Here is a 16,244-nt window from a genome sequence, read left to right as displayed (position 1 = left end):
TTTTGAGAAGGGAAAATTAAGTCAATTGCAAGTGGATTCAAAGTGTATGGTCCCAAAGTTGATACTCACCTGTGGTCGTCTTCTTCGTGGAGAATATTTACGTAGCTGTCATACCTGTATGGGTGGATGTATCCTTCCTCGAGCTTTTGTAAGACCATGCAGCCCGGTTCATTGAGGTGCTTGCAGTTATTGTATTTGCATTGACCCAAATATTGTCTCATTTCGACAAAATAATGGGACAGCTCAAAGTCATCAATGTCCAAGATCCCAAATTCCTTGATGCCCGGAGTATCAATCAAGTAGCCGCCAGTGGGAAGCTCAAACAATTCTGCAAAGGTGGTGGTATGTACTCCTTTGGAGCTGAACTTTGAGATTTCTTTGGTGGTCTGTTGGGCTGAAGGAACGAGTCTATTGAGCAAAGTAGATTTTCCAACTCCAGAATGACCGGATAGCAGGGTTGTTTTGCCTTCGAGAAGCTTTGAAAATTGTTTTTCAAAACTGTTTTGATCCAATGCTGAAATTTCAATAACGGGGTATCCCAGCGGTTCATATATTTCGTGGATGTCCTGAAGGAAATCAAGGTCTTTATCTTTGTACTCCAAATCCATCTTGTTCACAATAATGCTGGCAGGTATCCGGAAACTTTCTGTACTCACCAAAAACCTGTCAATAAAACCCAATGAAGTCCTGGGGTTTCTTAGGGTAATGATCAAAAAAGCCTGATCTATATTGGAAGCGATGATATGCGAATGATGCGCTTTTCGTGTTGATTTTCGGATGATGTAGTTTTCTCGGGGAAGTATGTCGGCGATTACTGTGGATTCCTGATCTCCTTCATTTTCCAATGTTACCCAGTCTCCGACTGCGATTGGGTTGGTGAGCTTTAGGTCGTTTTGTTTAAATTTCCCCCTTAGTCGGGCATTTTTTATGCCTTCATCGGTTTTGACAACATACCAACTGCCTGTGGATTTTATTACTCTACCTTTTATCATTTGTTTCCAAGTCCATTATTTTTTCCAACCACCCAAAAATTTTATCTACATCAGCTTTTGCACAAAGATCCAGGCTTTGAACACACATGTATATGATTTTTGAATTGGATTCACAAAGTTTGATTTTTTTGTCAATATAATCGGCTTTCCTTCCCAAAGGTTGTAGGTACGCCAATTGTGGGGGCCGGATTTGCGTTTTTCCGGCCAGAATTTCCAAATGATAAGTCAAAGATAAAAAGTTGAATTGGCTGAAATGTCGAAATTTAAATGAGATGTTTTTCTTGATCCTGTCTATGTTTTGATCAAAAAACTGTTTGCATGTTTGTTTATTTACTGCATGTGGAGTGTGGTCAAGAACAAAGTACCTCCATTTGAACCCGAGAAGTTTTGCGGCGTTCCATTGACCTGTATGGTAGGAAGCCCTGGGTTCAAATTCCTTTTTGCCCATCACATGCCTTTGGAATTTGCTTCTTATTTTGTCCCAAAAGACCCGGATTGCCGCAGAAGGCATCCATTGGCCTCTGATTACCGGCCTTCCATCTATGAACCAATCCTCTGGCCGAACGGGTCTGATCAAAAATGAGTCGTCATTGAAATAAACGAAATTTTCCGATAAGTCTTTGATCCTCCAGATCATAGATTCAATTGATCTACTGTTGAAAACAGGTAAATGATTTTCAAATCCCTCAAAAATTTCTTGATGATCTACCAATCGGATATTTCCAACCCTATCAGGGAAAACAGACTTTATATCTTCCAAAATCGGAGGAGTCTGTCTGTCGGTCACAATAAATATATTTCTTACAAAAGGAGCAAAAGTGAAGACTGACAGCACGCAGTATTTTAGTTCATTCACATTTCCAAATCTGGTTTTTTGAGCTCCCGGGATATTTTTCTTTTTGCCTTCGGGTAATTGACCATCAATTTTTTTTTGGTGAACGGGGTCATTGCCATCTACCCATGCAATTACTACATCGATAGGTTTTTGTGCATTGGAAAAATCGTTCATTGAGTAAGGTAAAGTTTTGATCTAAAGGTGTGAAAATGTTCCTGTCCCAAATGGTAGGAAGAAGGTCGCAGAATGTTTGATGAGAAATTGATAACTTGCCTCAAAATCAAATCAGGATAAATAAAAGGATTTCATGTCCGATAAAGGTAAAAAAAAAATAGGAGTTATATCCATGGCCAGGAATGATGACTTTTTTATTCCCAAATGGGTGTCATATTACGGCAATGAATTTGGTTATGAAAACCTGTTCTTGGTACTGGACGGCCATGATCAATTTATTCCTGAGATAAATGCTTCAGTGAATGTGATGCGTGTTCCTCATTTGCCTCTTGGAAGGGCTGCAGGGGATAAAAATCGGGCAAGAATGATTTCCAGCCTTGCAAAAACACTGTTTTACAGGTTTGATAAGGTTATTGCTCTGGATATAGATGAGTTTTTGGTCATTGACCCTAAGTTAGGAATGAGACTTTGTAAATACTTGGAAAAGAGTTTTTCAGGAAGTTCTCTTTCCGCTTTGGGGCTTGATGTAGGTCAGCATTTGGATGAAGAGAAACCGATAGACATTGCCAAACCCTTTTTGAGTCAAAGAAGCTATGCCCATGTTTCGGCAAGATATACCAAGCCTGTGGTGGCCCATTGTCCCTTGACCTGGGGATCTGGATTTCATCGGGTGAAGGGCAAGAATTTCCATATTGACCCTAACCTATTTTTGTTTCATTTTGGAATGGTGGATTTTGAAAAGTCCAGTTCCAAAACCAAGGACCATTCTCGTTTAGCCCAAGGCTGGGAGGGGCACTTGGACAGACGAAATCAATTGTTTGACCTGATCAAAACGGCTCAGGTACTAGATGGGGATAGATTTTTCCCTGAGGCCAGGAGACGGCAGAATTTATTCAGACCGTTTTTTGCCTGGAATAAGCCAGGGACTTTGTCAGAAAAACCAGTAATCAAAATACCGGAAAGGTTTAAGCAATCTGTATAGAAAATATGGAAGCTTTATTATCCATTACTCTTTGCAAAATAATATTGATGAGGAATGATTCTAAACTTAATTGATATAGCCCGCTAGTCAAAAAAAAAGCTCTGGACCTGTAGGCCCAGAGCTTTTTTTATACTTGATTAAAATTAATTTTTGCTCAAATATTCAGCAACACCTTCTCTGGTAGCAGACATGGCTTCTTTACCTTCCTCCCAGTTGGCCGGACAAACTTCACCGAATTTTTCAACATGCTGAAGTGCATCTACCAATCTGATCATTTCGTCAATGTTTCTTCCCAATGGAAGGTCATTGATGGTCTCGTGTCTTACTACACCAGCTTTATCGATCAAGAATGAACCTCTGAAAGCAACAGGAGCGCCTTCATAAGTCAAGTTACCTTCTTCGTCGTAGTTCCACTCGCCTGCCAATACGCCGAAGTTGTGGGCGATAGTTTTGGCCGGATCAGCTACAAGAGGATAAGTAACGCCCTCGATGCCTCCGTTTGCTTTTGGAGTCATCAACCAAGCAAGGTGTGTTTCTTCAGTATCGGTGGAAGCACCTACTACTGCTACGCCTCTTTTTTCGAACTCAGCAAGCTTCTCTTGAAATGCAAGGATTTCAGTCGGACATACAAAAGTGAAATCTTTCGGGTAAAAGAAGAATACCACTTCTTTGTTGCCGATATATTGCTCAAGAGAGAATCCTTCTACGATCTCCTCACCGTTGATTACTGCCGGTGCTGAAAATAAAGGTGCTTTTTTTCCTACTAGTGACATAATTTTAAATCGTTATTGGTTTATAATTTTATTTATTTTTTTCTGCCTTTGAAGACGATGGAAACTTCTTCTACCTCAAAATCATTGATGTTTTGTGCGGCAATGAAGTTGCGGATGATTTTTTCCAGTTCCTCGTTTCTGTAATCTTTGATCTCGTGAGATTCCTTGCAATAGAAGTGACTATGGGCATCTACGATAGAATCAAATCTCATCACGCCATTTTGGTCCATAAACTTCTGAATGAGCCCAGCTTGTACAAAGCTGTCCAAAGTCTTGTAGACCGTCCCCAATGAAATGCTTGGGTTGGCTTCTCTGATCTGTTCAAAAACCTGATCGGCAGTAGGATGGCTTTCTGCTTCTTCCAAAGCAGCATAAATTACCCACCTTTGGTGAGTAAATTTCAATCCGCTGTCTGTGATTTTATTTTTGACTATTTCAGAGTTCATTACTATTTGATAAGAATAATTCTTACTTGGTAATTACTCCACAAAAGTAATAATTGCTTTTTTGGGAAGCAAAGTAAAATAAGAATATTATTTCGTAATCGATTGCGAACAATAATTAAATCGATAAATAATTTTGCTTAATGCATATTTTTGCCATTTTGATTTTGTTAAAAATTTGGTTGTCAATGATTTAAGGGTATGAAATCGGAAAAAAAGAAAGATAAGTTTTATGGAGGGGAAAGTATTCTGCAAAAAATTTATTTAAATTGTATCCTTATTGTCAATCTCCCAAACCCATTAAAGTCCTCATGATTAAAGTGTTATTTGTTTGCCTTGGCAATATCTGCAGATCACCTTTAGCAGAAGCCATATTTAACCAAAAGGTCAAGGCATTTGGATTATCCCAGAATTTCAAATGTGACAGTTGTGGCACATCTGATTATCATATCGGCGAATTGCCGGATGAAAGAACCATAGCCTGTGCCAAGAGACATCAGATACCTATTCATCATAGGGCTAGGCAACTTAATAGGGTAGATGCCAGAGAGTTTGATTACATTTTGGCCATGGATCACTCTAACAAAAAGAACATAGAAATAGATCTGCAAAAATACAGGCTTTCACACGATCATATCTATTTGATCAGGGAATTTCAGCCCAATTCAGACAATCTTGATGTGCCGGATCCATACTACGGAGGGGAAGAGGGTTTCGAAAATGTATACAAAATTCTAGATGAATCCATAGATCATTTTCTGGAATACCTTAAGGTGGAACATCAGGAATATGTTTGATAATACCTCTTTTTTTGAAGAAGCATTATTTCTAAGTCTTGGTCAAAGTATTCCTATACTCCAAGCAAAGCTGATAGCAGCAGGCAACATTAATCAAGGAGTATTCTTGGAAACAAAGGAGGGCCGATATTTTTTCAAAGTTAACTTTGAGCATAATGAGGATATTTTTGAAAAAGAGGCTGATGGCCTCAAATCACTTCAGAAAAACACCCCTTTAGAAATTCCTGAAGTTTATGGTTATGGAAGAATAGGTGATCAGAACTATCTTTTGATGGATTGGATTCAGGCCGAGAAACCAAGTATGAGCTATTGGAAAGAGTTAGGCCTAGGGTTGGCACAGCTCCACATGGCTACCCAAAGCAAATTTGGCTATCACACTGACAACTATATCGCATCTCTGGTACAGCCAAATGGTCATCACGATTCATGGTCAGAGTTTTACAGGGAAAAAAGGTTGGAGCCACTAATGGGCAAAGCCTATTATGAAGGTCTTGTTGATCTGGATTTTTATAAGAAGTTCCAGAAAATTTATCCCATCTTGGAAGACTTCTTTCCTAATGAGAAACCTTCTTTGCTGCATGGCGATCTTTGGTCGGGCAATATCATGCAGGGTCAAAATGGAGGTCCCGTTCTTGTAGACCCTGCAGTGTATTACGGGAGCAGGGAAATGGACCTTGCATTTTCCAAGCTTTTTGGAGGATTTGATGATGAGTTTTATCACGCGTATCACACTTTGTTCCCCTTAGAGCCCGGTTTTGACGAAAGAGAACCGGTATATAACCTTTATCCGCTACTAGTCCATCTTTTGCTTTTTGGAAAAAGTTATCTCTCAGGAATACAGAAAACAGTCGAACGCTTATTGCGCTAGTGGCGTCATGACCGCTTGAAATGTAGCTCTTGTCACCTGTTCCAACAATACTTCTCTTTTTTCGGTAACTTCTTGAATCAGCTTCGGATGATGGTTTTTGATGGTGACTAATTGTAGTCCTTCATTGTACCTGATTTCAAAATCGGCTTCAAGTCCTTCAATTAACTGTTCTAGCTTAAACACCTGCTTCTCAATGACAAGGGATATGCTGATAGCGGATATCTGAAGCAGGTTTACTCTTAACTTGAGTTTTTGAAGCTCTGCGTAGATTTGATGGATGTGTCCTTCATCGATAAAAGTAAAGTCGGTAACTTTAAAGCTTACTAAAACCTGATCGTCCTTGACAACGAAGCATGGAATTTTTTGAGACTGTTCCACCTCATGGATTTTTGTGCCTGGGTCATCAGGTGTTAGGAAGGATTTCACAAATAAAGGGATGTGGTGATTCGCAAGGGGTTTGATCGTCTTGGGGTGAATTACTGAAGCACCGTAATAGGTCAGTTCTGCTGCTTCTCTGTAATCCAGCTCGTCAAATTTAATAGTTTGCGCAAACCTCTTGGGGTCTGCATTAAGTACGCCCGGTACGTCTTTCCAGATGGTGACAGACTGGGATTGAAGACAGGAAGCCAGAATAGCGGCTGAAAAATCCGAGCCTTCTCGCCCCAAGGTGGTGGTTTTGCCTGAGTTTGACATGGCAATAAACCCTTGTGTGACTACAGGGAATTGAAGGAGCTTTGGCATCAAATAATTGTGGCAGTTTTGGCGGGTCGTTTGCCAATCAACCAGAGCAAACCGGAAGTCCTCATTTGTTTTGATGATTTCTCTGGCATCCTGCCACAGACAAATCAGACCTTGTGTGCAGAGGAATTGGTAGACAATTCTGGAGGCAATCAACTCCCCGAAACAAATGATGCTGTCATACACTTCATCATAGTTTTGCTTATCGACGGTTTTGTTAATGGCTCTTTGAAGCCTTAAAAAATCATTTTCAAGCTGGGAGAAAATGGGGTGGGAGCTTGGGAAAAGTTGTTTGCAAATGTCAAGGTGAAAATCTTTTAAAATTGTAATATTCAAAGAATAATCCTCATCTGTAAGTTTTTTGCTCAAGATTTTCTCAAGTGCGTTTGTGGTTTTTCCCATAGCGGAAACCACTATAATGGTGTGATTTCGCAATCGATTGTGCAAAATATTGAATAAGTTTTTGATTGAATCCGCATCTTTAATGGAAGCACCTCCAAATTTGAAAACAAAAGTTTTTGCCATTGAAATTTATTTGTAATTTTCGAAAGAAATAAACCCTAAATATAACTTTTCTAATATTTATGCAAATCAAAAAATACGCTCCTGACAAGTCTGGATTGGCCTATTCGGTAGGTGTGACCCTGGACAGGTTTATCAAGATCAAGCAAGAAGACTTCCCGTTTGCTTCAGGTGAACTGTCCCAGCTGCTGAGGGATATCGCCCTTGCGGCAAAGATAGTAAATCGGGAAACCAACAGAGCAGGTTTGGCCAATATTGGTGGGGCATTTGGTCATACCAATGTCCAAGGTGAAGAACAGCAGAAGCTCGATGTCATTGCCAATATCAGGTTTATGAGGGCGCTTTCCAAAGGAGGAGAAGTGTGCGCCATAGTGTCTGAAGAGGATGATGAGGTCATAGACCTTCAAAACAAATCCGGAAAATACGTAGTAGCCATAGATCCTTTGGATGGATCTTCCAATATAGATGTCAATATCTCAATTGGGACGATTTTTTCGATCTTTAGGAGGGTGACGCCTGTTGGCAGTCCTGTCCAATTGGAAGATGTGATGCAACCCGGGGCCAATCAGGTTGCTTCAGGCTATGTCCTGTATGGCTCTTCAACCATGATGGTATACACTACCGGTCACGGGGTGAACGGGTTTACTTATGAGCCCAGCTTAGGCGAATTTTTTCTTTCACATCCTGATATGAAAGCTCCTCAGGATGGAAAAATTTACAGTATCAACGAAGGTACCTACAATCACTTCGATGATGGGCTAAAGGCTTATATAGAAGACTGTAAGAGGAAGGAATACAGTGCAAGGTATATTGGCAGCTTGGTGGCAGATTTTCACAGGAATCTGCTCAAGGGGGGGATTTACATTTATCCTGCAACCTCCAAAGCACCGAATGGCAAGTTGCGCCTGTTATATGAAGCCAATGCTTTGGCATTCATTGCAGAACAAGCCGGAGCAAAGGCTACAGACGGGCAACAAAGAATCATGGAAATTATGCCTAGCTCTTTACACCAGCGAACTCCTTTGTATATTGGATCTACGGTAATGGTGGATGAAGTGGAAAAATTCCAAAGTAAATCAATGGCTCCGGCCTCAACCTAAGCCATCCGGAAAAATAAGCGGCTACCGAAAATCGGTAGCCGTTTTGCTTTTTAGCTATATCTTTTTCTGATCTCTATTTTCTGGACTTGTCTGTCCACCAAGGCTTGGGCCAAGTCTGTAGCCATTTGCTCAGGTAGGGACTCGTACAGGATACTTTTCAGTTTGGCTTCCCCGAGATCTATTTTGTAGCAAATCTGCAAAAGCCGCTCAAAGTCCCGATCGAGAAGATGTTTCAATACAGGGGTGAGTAGCTGTACCAATTCTTCTTTCTTGGATTGCTGCGAATAAGGAGGCAGCTCAAAGTCCCGGGTGAGAGAAATGTAAGCCTGTTGGAGTGTATCCATCTGGTCGGGGATTAGAAAAGTGTCAAAAGAAAAACTGCCAGAGGATCCCGGCAGTATTAAAGTGTTTTTATTCTCCTTTGTCCTCTTCGGCGGTGTTTTCCTCAGCATCATCTGAGGCTTGCAAAGCTTCAGGAGCATTGTTTCTGATGATCTGATACCAGGCCACTAGTTTTTTGATGTCAGATGGGTAAACTTTTGCCTCATCATAATCGGGCAATACGTGCTTTAGAAAAGCCCTAAGCTCGTCTGCATCGGCACCGCTTTCCAGTCCCAAGTCTCCTTCAAATTCCTCTTCGATTTTGGCCATCACATTTTGGAGTGGAGTAGCACCGTCTTCATTCATGGTGTAAATGGAGATTTCTGCAAGGATGCTGACTCTGTGATTTGCTCCTACTACCAATTTGGATTTTTTTTCATCCAGACTTTCCAGGATGACGCCACCTTTAGTAGGTTTCAATATTTTGTAAAGCCCGGGCTTACCGGATACCGTTGCTATTTCATTAAAATTCATAAACTAATCTGTTTTGAGGCTACAAATATAGGATATACCGTCGAATGCCCAAGGTTTACTTCAGGCTATCATAATATTCATTTACTTCATTATCTATGAAGGAAATTACATCTTCCTTTCCTTCAGCATTTTGGGCGGAAGTGACAAAGTAGTCAGGAGCATCACCGAAAATTTTGATGCATTCATCCAAAAATTTCTTCACAGTTCCCTGAGTTTTGGATTTACCCTGCTTGTCAGATTTGGTAAAAATGATCACAAAAGGGATTTCTTGCTGTCCACACCAAGTGATGAATTCAAGGTCGATTTGCTGTGGATCAAGACGGCTGTCGATCAAAACACAGACCGCGACGAGGTTCTCCCTGTTGGTGAGGTAATCGGAAATCATCTTTTCCCAAGTGGATTTGATGGACTTGCTTACTTTGGCAAAACCATAGCCCGGGAGATCGACCATGTACCAGTTTCCATTGATTTCAAAATGATTGATCAATTGGGTTTTTCCTGGTTTTCCGGAGGTTTTTGCCAGGTTTTTATTGTTGGTCAGCATGTTGATAAGAGAGCTTTTCCCCACGTTGGATCTGCCGATAAAGGCAAATTCAGGCATGTTGGGAGGGGGGCATTTCTTATAATCTGTATTGCTGATGACAAATTTTGCGTTCTTGATCATTTCATTCGGTTTTTTGCAAAGGTAAGTTTTTTGTTCCAATTCAGGCCCTTGCTGCCAACCACTTCGAAAGAAACTTTGGCCGACAACCTGCCATTACTTCTCAACATTTTTCATATGCTCAGGTTTACTTAGTAATATTGCACCATTAAATGTATACCGATGTCAGTAGTACCATATAAAGATAAGCAGGAAGGAAAGAAGGAGCAGGTAGCTGAAATGTTCAACAACATCAGCAAGAAGTATGATTTTTTGAATCATTTACTCAGCCTGGGGATAGATATTATCTGGAGAAAAAAGGCCATCAAGCTGCTTAAAAAGGATCAACCGAAAATCATTCTGGATATTGCTACCGGCACTGGTGATTTTGCCATAGAAGCACTTGAACTCAATCCTGAAAAGGTGATCGGTGTGGACATTTCGGAAGGTATGCTCAATGAAGGCCGCAAAAAAATGAAAAAGCGAAAGCTGGATCACATCATAGATATGCAGCTGGGCGATTCGGAGAAGTTGCTTTTTGAGGATAATAAGTTTGATGCTGTCATCGTTTCTTTTGGAGTCAGAAACTTCGAAAATCTCGAAAAAGGACTGTCAGATATGTACAGGGTGTTGAAGCCTGGAGGCAAAACAGTAATTGTGGAGTTTTCCAAGCCGAATAAATTTCCGATGAAGCAAGGATATAATTTTTATTTCAAATATATTTTGCCTCAAATAGGAAAACTTGTCTCCAAAGACAATTCTGCCTATACCTATTTGCCTGAATCTGTACAGGTTTTTCCTGATGGAAATGATTTTCTGGCTATTTTGGAGAAAGTTGGCTTTAAAAACACAAAATGCAAACCACTCACATTTGGAATCAGCTCCATTTACATTGGAGAAAAATAAGCCTACTTGCTTTAGGTTTTGTTTTTTTCAGCCATGGTATCATGGCTCAGGCAAGATTCAATGCAATTAGCAGAGCGGGTCAGGATGACAAGCTGCTTTCATATGGCTTTTTCTTGGCAGGGCATACCAATTACTACCAAATGAGGTATTCTGAGGAGTTTTTGAACCCCAACAATGCAACAACCTCCAGGGTCAGAAGTGTGGTTCCTGTTATGACACCTGGATTCTCCCTTGGCTTCTTGGCGGTATTCAGGGTGCATGATCAATTCAATATCATGCTGACACCCAAAATTGGTTTCTATGAATTCCGTACGGATATCAATTTTTATGGACATGAGAGTGATTTCGTCACCACTATTCCAGATCCTTCGAATGGAGCTAATACAGGCAATGATTTCATACAACAAACCGGGACACGAAGCGTAGTGACAGAATCAACCATGATCGAGCTGCCTTTGATCTTTAAATACAAAGCGCAGCGCTTTAATAACAGCAGGATGTTTTTTACAGGTGGAGGAAGTGCCATGTGGAGGACAAAAGATCAGGAAGAAGCAGATCTGGAAGCTTTGGTGACCACAGGTAGGGATTTTACCATTGACCTGGGTATCGGTTTTGACATGTATTTCAAGTATTTCAAATTTTCACCAGAGCTAAGGTTTTCCCATGGCTTGGTCAACCTGTACCGACCGGAGGAAACAGATCCCGCATTCAGGGATGTCATTTCCGACCTGAGAAGGAAATCCATAACCCTTTACCTTCATTTTCAGTAGCCTGCGCTGGCATGGTCGAAATTCATCCCACCCTCCAAAGTTTCAATTTACAGTCAGAAGTTAAGTTGTGGGTCTGGTTCTTAAAGTTAAACGTGCAAAGATCCGGATACACATAAAAAAAGACCTGCCATGTTATCAATCCATGGCAGGTCTGATTTTTAAATAGGGTCTTTTTATTCCTGAGGGATCAGCTTGATCAAAAGGCCTGTAGCTTCTGTAACGGCATAAATGTAACCATCTGGGCTTTGGGATACTTGTCTTACCCTTCCGATTCCATCAAGGAGCTTCTCTTCAGTGACGTATTCTGTTCCGTCTAATTCTACTCGTGCAATGTGCTGACCAGCTAGCGCGGCCACCAAGAGGTTGCCTTTCCAAGCAGGGTACTTGTCAGAAGTGACCATAGCCATACCACAGGTAGCGATAGAAGGAACCCAATAGGTCACCGGGTCTTCTATTCCTTCTTTTTGGGTTTCTTCAGAGATGATTGATCCATCATAATCAATTCCATAAGTTACTTTAGGCCAGCCATAGTTCTTGCCTTTTTGGATCAGGTTAAGCTCATCACCGCCTTTAGGTCCGTGCTCTACAGACCAGATTCTGTCATTTTCTGAGTCATAGATCATACCCTGAGGGTTACGGTTGCCATAAGTCCAGATAGAAGGATTGGCTCCGTCTTTTCCTACAAAGGGATTGTCTTCAGGAATGCTTCCATCGTCTTTGATTCTGTGGATTTTGCCATGGTCGTTGTCAAGCTCCTGAGCATTTTCAGGCCTTGAACCCTTGTCGCCATTGGTAAAGTATAGATAGCCGGCATTGTCAAATACCATTCTGTTTCCAAAGTGACGTCCACCTTTCCAAGTAGGGCCGTTTACAAATATTTCTTCTAAGTCGGTAAGTGTATTTCCGTTCAATTTGGCTCTGGATATCACCAAAACTTCTCCATCACCTTCTTCTCTGGAATATGAGAGATAAAGCCATCCATTGCTTTCGTAATTGGGGTGAAGAGTAATGTCCAATAGGCCTGCCTGATTGACTTCTTTCACGGCTGGCATACTGCTTATTTTTTCCCCGGTGTAGGCATCATTTTCAAAAATGAGGATTTCACCTTTCCTTTCGGTCACAAGCATCCTTCCGTCTGGAAGCCAGGTCATCCCCCAAGGATTGATAAAATCCGTGTGGAGTGTATCTACTTTGATATTCATTTTATCTGTAGAAATGGCATAAGGGGAGGGCTCAGAACTTGGCTCATCCACGGTGCTGTTGCCCTCCTCGCAAGAAGTGAAAGCTAACAATGCTGCTCCTGTCAGAATAAAAGATAGATTCTTTAGGTTTTTCATATAATTTAAGTCGGTTTTTCTTCAAAGTTAATCAATTTATAGCTCAAATGTTTTGGCTGTTTTACCAGTGGTGGTTTTTTGGATCAAAATCCCATTAAATTAGCATGTCGAGTAACATTATGAATACAATCTAACCGAAAAGACCTATGACCAATCAAATATGGATCATGACATCTGCTTTTGATCAGCTTAATCTGGATCAGACCATAGATAAAGCCAAAGAAATTGGCGTGCAGGGACTGGATGTTTGTGTTTTTAGAAAAGATGGAACAAGGGATGATTTTGTGGCTACCCACATGGACTATGATGGGTTTGGGCCTGATCAAGCCAAAATGATTCTGGAAAAATTCAACTCAGCGCAGCTAAGGATTTCCATTGGGGCTTTTGACAATCTCATAGGAGGCGATCCGGATGCCAGGATCAAAAATCAAAACCACCTGCTCAAATTGATAAGGATGGCTTACCTATTGGGTGGGGATGACAATGATGTGAAAGTAGGGACTTTTGTGGGATACAACCATGAGTTGGGTATTCAGGAAAACGGATTTGAAAAGAACCTTGAAGAATACCAGAGGGTTTTTACACCTATCATAAATTACGCAGAAGATCTTGGGGTAACTGTTCTCTACGAAAACTGTCCCATGGAAGGATGGAGATCTTCGGGCTATACGACCACCTACAATAACCTGCCGGGAGTCTTGGCCGCAAGGAAAATCATGTATGAACTTATTCCAAGCTCCAATCATGGTGAAATATACGACCCATCCCATGACATCTGGCAGCAGACCGATCCCATTTCTGTGATAAGCCATACAGATATGAAGCGGTTGAAGCGGATCCACGTAAAGTCTACCAGAAATAATCCTTGCCCTTATTGGGGGAATATGTATCCCATGCAAAAGGTCAAAGCCGAATGGGCAGAGAAAGTAGGTATTCCTTTCAGCACCAATGAATGGGACAGGCATCATTATGAGGCGACGCTACCTGGATTTGGATTGGGAGACAGTATGGATTGGAGAAAATTTGTGGATATCCTGAAAGAAAAGGGTTTCTCTGGCCCTTTTGAAATAGAAAATGAGGCCAAATTGTCCAAGCAAACTGGCAAAATGGGAGCTATCGTTCAAGGGTGTAAGGCAGCTGTACAAAATCTCGCGCCTTTGCTCTACCCACTGACGGATGAAGGCTTTGTCTACCCAAGGCAGGATGTCTTGCCTCTGAAAGATTTCTCCAGAAAAGATATTAAGGTTGCCACAATGGCTGATCTAGGTCTGTAAAGTGAGGGGACCTGAATTTGTTTTCCTGACTTCGACAGCTGATCACTTTAAATTAATAAGTGAATGATAATCAGTTTTTAGCTATTGTCGGGTTTATATTTGGGTTTTAGAGCTAACAATTGTGCATCATTAGTATTTAAAGCTGCTCAATTGATGACCATGTATTCAGGAATAGTTTTGAGGATTTTTCCTTCGAAGTCCTTCCGGAAAAAGGTATGCGTCCTTCCATCTTTATCATCCAGCTCAATCCGTTCGATTTGGACAGGAGTGTCCCTAGGTCCGTTTGATCTGAAAAATAAATGGTGTGAACCAAATCTTCTTGAGCAGACAGACCTTCTGTTGCTTATTTTTTTTCCGTCCAAGGTTTCGTAGAATATCCGGAATGAGGGGTTGTTTTCCTGAGGTTTATCATTCAAAGGTTCAATTGCTCCTGAGGATTCTATCAGGATCATGTCCTGGTTGGTATTGAGTTGACCTTCCTGCTGAGAAAAGATGATGATGGATACTATGCCGACCTCCCCTGAGTACATGGGTTTATCTTTTACGAGCTCGAAGCTGTAATCCATCATTTCCCGGTCAAAATTTTGGGGCAAAATATTGAATTGTCTGTCATTGGGTCCACGTAAATACAAAGCATTCATGTGGTATCTACCCAATGGATGATGCGGGGGAACATATTGGAGGAAATGAAATTCTATATGATACTCTCCTGATTTAAGATTACTGGTAGAAATGGCCCTCACACGCATTCCGTCTTTATGTACAAAATCGCAAGTTGTGTTGATTCTTCCCTGAGCTTGGCTAGAAGTCTTGGATACGGTATAGAAAAAAGTGTGATGAATGCCATTTGGAGCTGAAGGGATTCTTTCAGGGAAAAAGGGAGAAATGTACACCGGTTCGGGAGGTCCATCGTCCAATGCTTTCCATGTTTCCATGCTTATTCCTGTAGGAAGGCCTTTTTCCTCCAAATGTCTGGCTTGGTACTCTCTTACATTTCCAAGCTTGTCGGACATTCTCATCCTGGTAACCCGGTATTCCCTGGCGTGATTGGCTGTCTGCATGTTCCAGCCCAACTGTGCTGTAAAGGTGCCTTCAAATTCATCTCCATCCTTCAGGTGGAAAAAGAGTGATTTACCTGGCCCCGAAAAATCCGGTGCTTGCATATCAATCCTGATCTCATCTACTCCCGATTCCAGATCTCTGGCTTTTAGAGTGACTATTACACTTTCATGTCCCTGATCCCTGTCAAAATGAGAAGGAGAAAAATCAAGAGATATCAATTCAGGTGGGCTGAGGTCTGGATTGGGGATGCTGGCATCCAATCCACCGGATACGGTGATGTTCATGTCCCGTGCAAGGGGCCTAAAAGTTCTCTGCCCCTCCGTATCCCAGTCATGATGGGTATAGAGGACGATGTTTTCCACGAAGGGCATGCCCGGTCCCTGAGGTTCGTAGGTAATCCATCCACCTAGAGATGGGTAAAATACCTCTAGGAGGTAATGGGGAATAAGCCGGTTTTGATCGGGCCTGGCGATAAATGTCCTGACCGTTCTGGCAGGAATTCCCAAATGCCTCAATATAGCTGCAGGTAGGTGGGTAAAACCAATACAGTTGACAGTTTGGTTGGCCAAAGATTCTAATGCCGAAGGTACTTCATTTGGATTGCCCCAAGCCAGGTGTCCTCTGTTCCAGCGGAGCACTTCTACTACTACATCTTTTGTGCTGGGCTGATTGAGTTTGGAGGTGATCTCTTGGGCCAAAGAGGCTATTCTAGGATCTTGGCTTTCTATTTTAGGGCTTGGCTTTAGGTATCGGGAATCCAAAGAAGCAGGTATTCCGCTTAAAGGAAAGGGATCAATAGGTTGGGGCATTTCGCTGGCAAGCGTATTGACAATTTCTACTCGGTCTGCTTCTATTTTCCTGACTTCGGTAGCAAAGTTCAAACTTTGGTAAGCTTGTATCTCGGGTATACTGGTCAAAGGGCTTACGATGACAAAAATCTTTGAAATGCCTTCAATGCTGTTTTTTTCCAGCATGTCTTCCATTTCTACTTGGGTGTCCTGAGATAAGCCCACTATTGGTGCCTGTAGCACCAAGCAAATACAAAAAAATAAAATTAATCGTGCTTTGGATAAAGTCATATTTTTGGATTTTTGTTCTGGACAAAATCCAAAATACACAAAATCGGACAAAACCTCCGAGCGGGATGAACAAACCCGCTTTATGGGTGAGTGAAAG

The 16,244-nt window shown here is 41.5% G+C and carries 17 protein-coding genes; 7 read left to right on the top strand and 10 right to left on the bottom strand.

The window, feature by feature from the left end; genetic code table 11:
• Window positions 1-65: 65 nt before the first annotated feature.
• Together rsgA and EGN73_RS14260 are read right to left on the bottom strand one after the other, a co-directional pair.
• Window positions 66-989 (bottom strand): ribosome small subunit-dependent GTPase A, encoded by a 924-nt coding sequence (gene rsgA, locus EGN73_RS14265; protein ID WP_219291365.1) that lies wholly within the window; start codon window positions 987-989, stop codon window positions 66-68.
• On the bottom strand, window positions 979-2,001 hold the full coding sequence (locus EGN73_RS14260) for a Stealth CR1 domain-containing protein (RefSeq protein WP_219291137.1): 1,023 nt from the start codon (window positions 1,999-2,001) through the stop codon (window positions 979-981). The genes rsgA and EGN73_RS14260 overlap by 11 nt, the downstream gene beginning before the upstream one ends.
• Window positions 2,002-2,134: 133 nt before the next feature.
• Between EGN73_RS14260 and EGN73_RS14255 the strand changes: the two genes are divergently transcribed.
• On the top strand, window positions 2,135-2,983 hold the full coding sequence (locus tag EGN73_RS14255; RefSeq protein ID WP_219291135.1) for a glycosyltransferase family 2 protein: 849 nt from the start codon (window positions 2,135-2,137) through the stop codon (window positions 2,981-2,983).
• A gap of 143 nt (window positions 2,984-3,126) precedes the next feature.
• On the opposite strand, the gene EGN73_RS14250 is transcribed toward EGN73_RS14255, so the two are convergent.
• Window positions 3,127-3,756 (bottom strand): peroxiredoxin, encoded by a 630-nt coding sequence (locus tag EGN73_RS14250; RefSeq protein WP_219291132.1) that lies wholly within the window; start codon window positions 3,754-3,756, stop codon window positions 3,127-3,129.
• Between the two features lie 32 nt (window positions 3,757-3,788).
• Window positions 3,789-4,202 carry a Fur family transcriptional regulator gene (locus tag EGN73_RS14245; protein WP_219291129.1) on the bottom strand — a complete coding sequence of 138 codons (414 nt, stop codon included), beginning with the start codon at window positions 4,200-4,202 and terminating at the stop codon, window positions 3,789-3,791.
• Between the two features lie 308 nt (window positions 4,203-4,510).
• On the opposite strand from EGN73_RS14245, the gene EGN73_RS14240 reads away from it, so the two are divergent.
• Together EGN73_RS14240 and EGN73_RS14235 are read left to right on the top strand one after the other, a co-directional pair.
• A complete protein-coding gene (locus EGN73_RS14240) occupies window positions 4,511-4,996 on the top strand; it encodes a low molecular weight protein-tyrosine-phosphatase (RefSeq protein ID WP_219291126.1) in 486 nt (161 codons plus the stop codon).
• A complete protein-coding gene (locus EGN73_RS14235; protein WP_219291123.1) occupies window positions 4,989-5,864 on the top strand; it encodes a fructosamine kinase family protein in 876 nt (291 codons plus the stop codon). The genes EGN73_RS14240 and EGN73_RS14235 overlap by 8 nt, the downstream gene beginning before the upstream one ends.
• Here the strand turns inward: EGN73_RS14235 and EGN73_RS14230 are convergent.
• Window positions 5,853-7,127 (bottom strand): aspartate kinase, encoded by a 1,275-nt coding sequence (locus EGN73_RS14230; protein WP_219291119.1) that lies wholly within the window; start codon window positions 7,125-7,127, stop codon window positions 5,853-5,855. The genes EGN73_RS14235 and EGN73_RS14230 overlap by 12 nt on opposite strands.
• Window positions 7,128-7,186: 59 nt before the next feature.
• Here EGN73_RS14230 and fbp point away from each other — a divergent pair, with 59 nt between their 5' ends.
• Window positions 7,187-8,224, top strand: a complete 1,038-nt coding sequence (fbp, locus tag EGN73_RS14225; protein ID WP_219291116.1) for a class 1 fructose-bisphosphatase — start codon at window positions 7,187-7,189, stop codon at window positions 8,222-8,224.
• Window positions 8,225-8,274: 50 nt separating this feature from the next.
• Here the strand turns inward: fbp and EGN73_RS14220 are convergent, their stop codons facing one another.
• The 3 genes from EGN73_RS14220 to yihA form a co-directional block, all read right to left on the bottom strand.
• Window positions 8,275-8,568, bottom strand: coding sequence for a hypothetical protein (locus tag EGN73_RS14220; protein ID WP_219291113.1), 294 nt, complete (start codon window positions 8,566-8,568; stop codon window positions 8,275-8,277).
• Between the two features lie 67 nt (window positions 8,569-8,635).
• Window positions 8,636-9,079 (bottom strand): DUF5606 family protein, encoded by a 444-nt coding sequence (locus tag EGN73_RS14215; protein WP_219291110.1) that lies wholly within the window; start codon window positions 9,077-9,079, stop codon window positions 8,636-8,638.
• 55 nt (window positions 9,080-9,134) lie between these two features.
• Window positions 9,135-9,743, bottom strand: coding sequence for a ribosome biogenesis GTP-binding protein YihA/YsxC (gene yihA / locus EGN73_RS14210; protein WP_219291107.1), 609 nt, complete (start codon window positions 9,741-9,743; stop codon window positions 9,135-9,137).
• A 159-nt stretch (window positions 9,744-9,902) separates the two neighbouring features.
• On the opposite strand from yihA, the gene ubiE reads away from it, so the two are divergent.
• Window positions 9,903-10,625, top strand: a complete 723-nt coding sequence (gene ubiE / locus EGN73_RS14205; RefSeq protein ID WP_219291104.1) for a bifunctional demethylmenaquinone methyltransferase/2-methoxy-6-polyprenyl-1,4-benzoquinol methylase UbiE — start codon at window positions 9,903-9,905, stop codon at window positions 10,623-10,625.
• On the top strand, window positions 10,574-11,395 hold the full coding sequence (porT, locus tag EGN73_RS14200; RefSeq protein WP_219291101.1) for a type IX secretion/gliding motility protein PorT/SprT: 822 nt from the start codon (window positions 10,574-10,576) through the stop codon (window positions 11,393-11,395). Before ubiE ends, porT begins: the two co-directional genes overlap by 52 nt.
• 173 nt (window positions 11,396-11,568) lie before the next feature.
• On the opposite strand, the gene EGN73_RS14195 is transcribed toward porT, so the two are convergent.
• Complete coding sequence (locus EGN73_RS14195) at window positions 11,569-12,732, bottom strand: PQQ-dependent sugar dehydrogenase (RefSeq protein WP_219291098.1); 1,164 nt, start codon at window positions 12,730-12,732, stop codon at window positions 11,569-11,571.
• A gap of 146 nt (window positions 12,733-12,878) precedes the next feature.
• Here EGN73_RS14195 and EGN73_RS14190 point away from each other — a divergent pair, with 146 nt between their 5' ends.
• Window positions 12,879-14,006 (top strand): sugar phosphate isomerase/epimerase family protein, encoded by a 1,128-nt coding sequence (locus EGN73_RS14190; RefSeq protein WP_219291095.1) that lies wholly within the window; start codon window positions 12,879-12,881, stop codon window positions 14,004-14,006.
• Between the two features lie 146 nt (window positions 14,007-14,152).
• Here the strand turns inward: EGN73_RS14190 and EGN73_RS14185 are convergent, their stop codons facing one another.
• A complete protein-coding gene (locus EGN73_RS14185) occupies window positions 14,153-16,147 on the bottom strand; it encodes a transglutaminase-like domain-containing protein (protein WP_219291092.1) in 1,995 nt (664 codons plus the stop codon).
• Between the last annotated feature and the right edge of the window lie 97 nt (window positions 16,148-16,244).

Origin of the sequence: Arthrospiribacter ruber, from assembly GCF_019343195.1 — a bacterium.
Taxonomy (GTDB): Bacteria; Bacteroidota; Bacteroidia; order Cytophagales; family Cyclobacteriaceae; genus Arthrospiribacter; species Arthrospiribacter ruber.
Note: the sequence above shows the minus strand (reverse complement) of the source record. Positions and strands in the feature narration are given on the sequence as shown.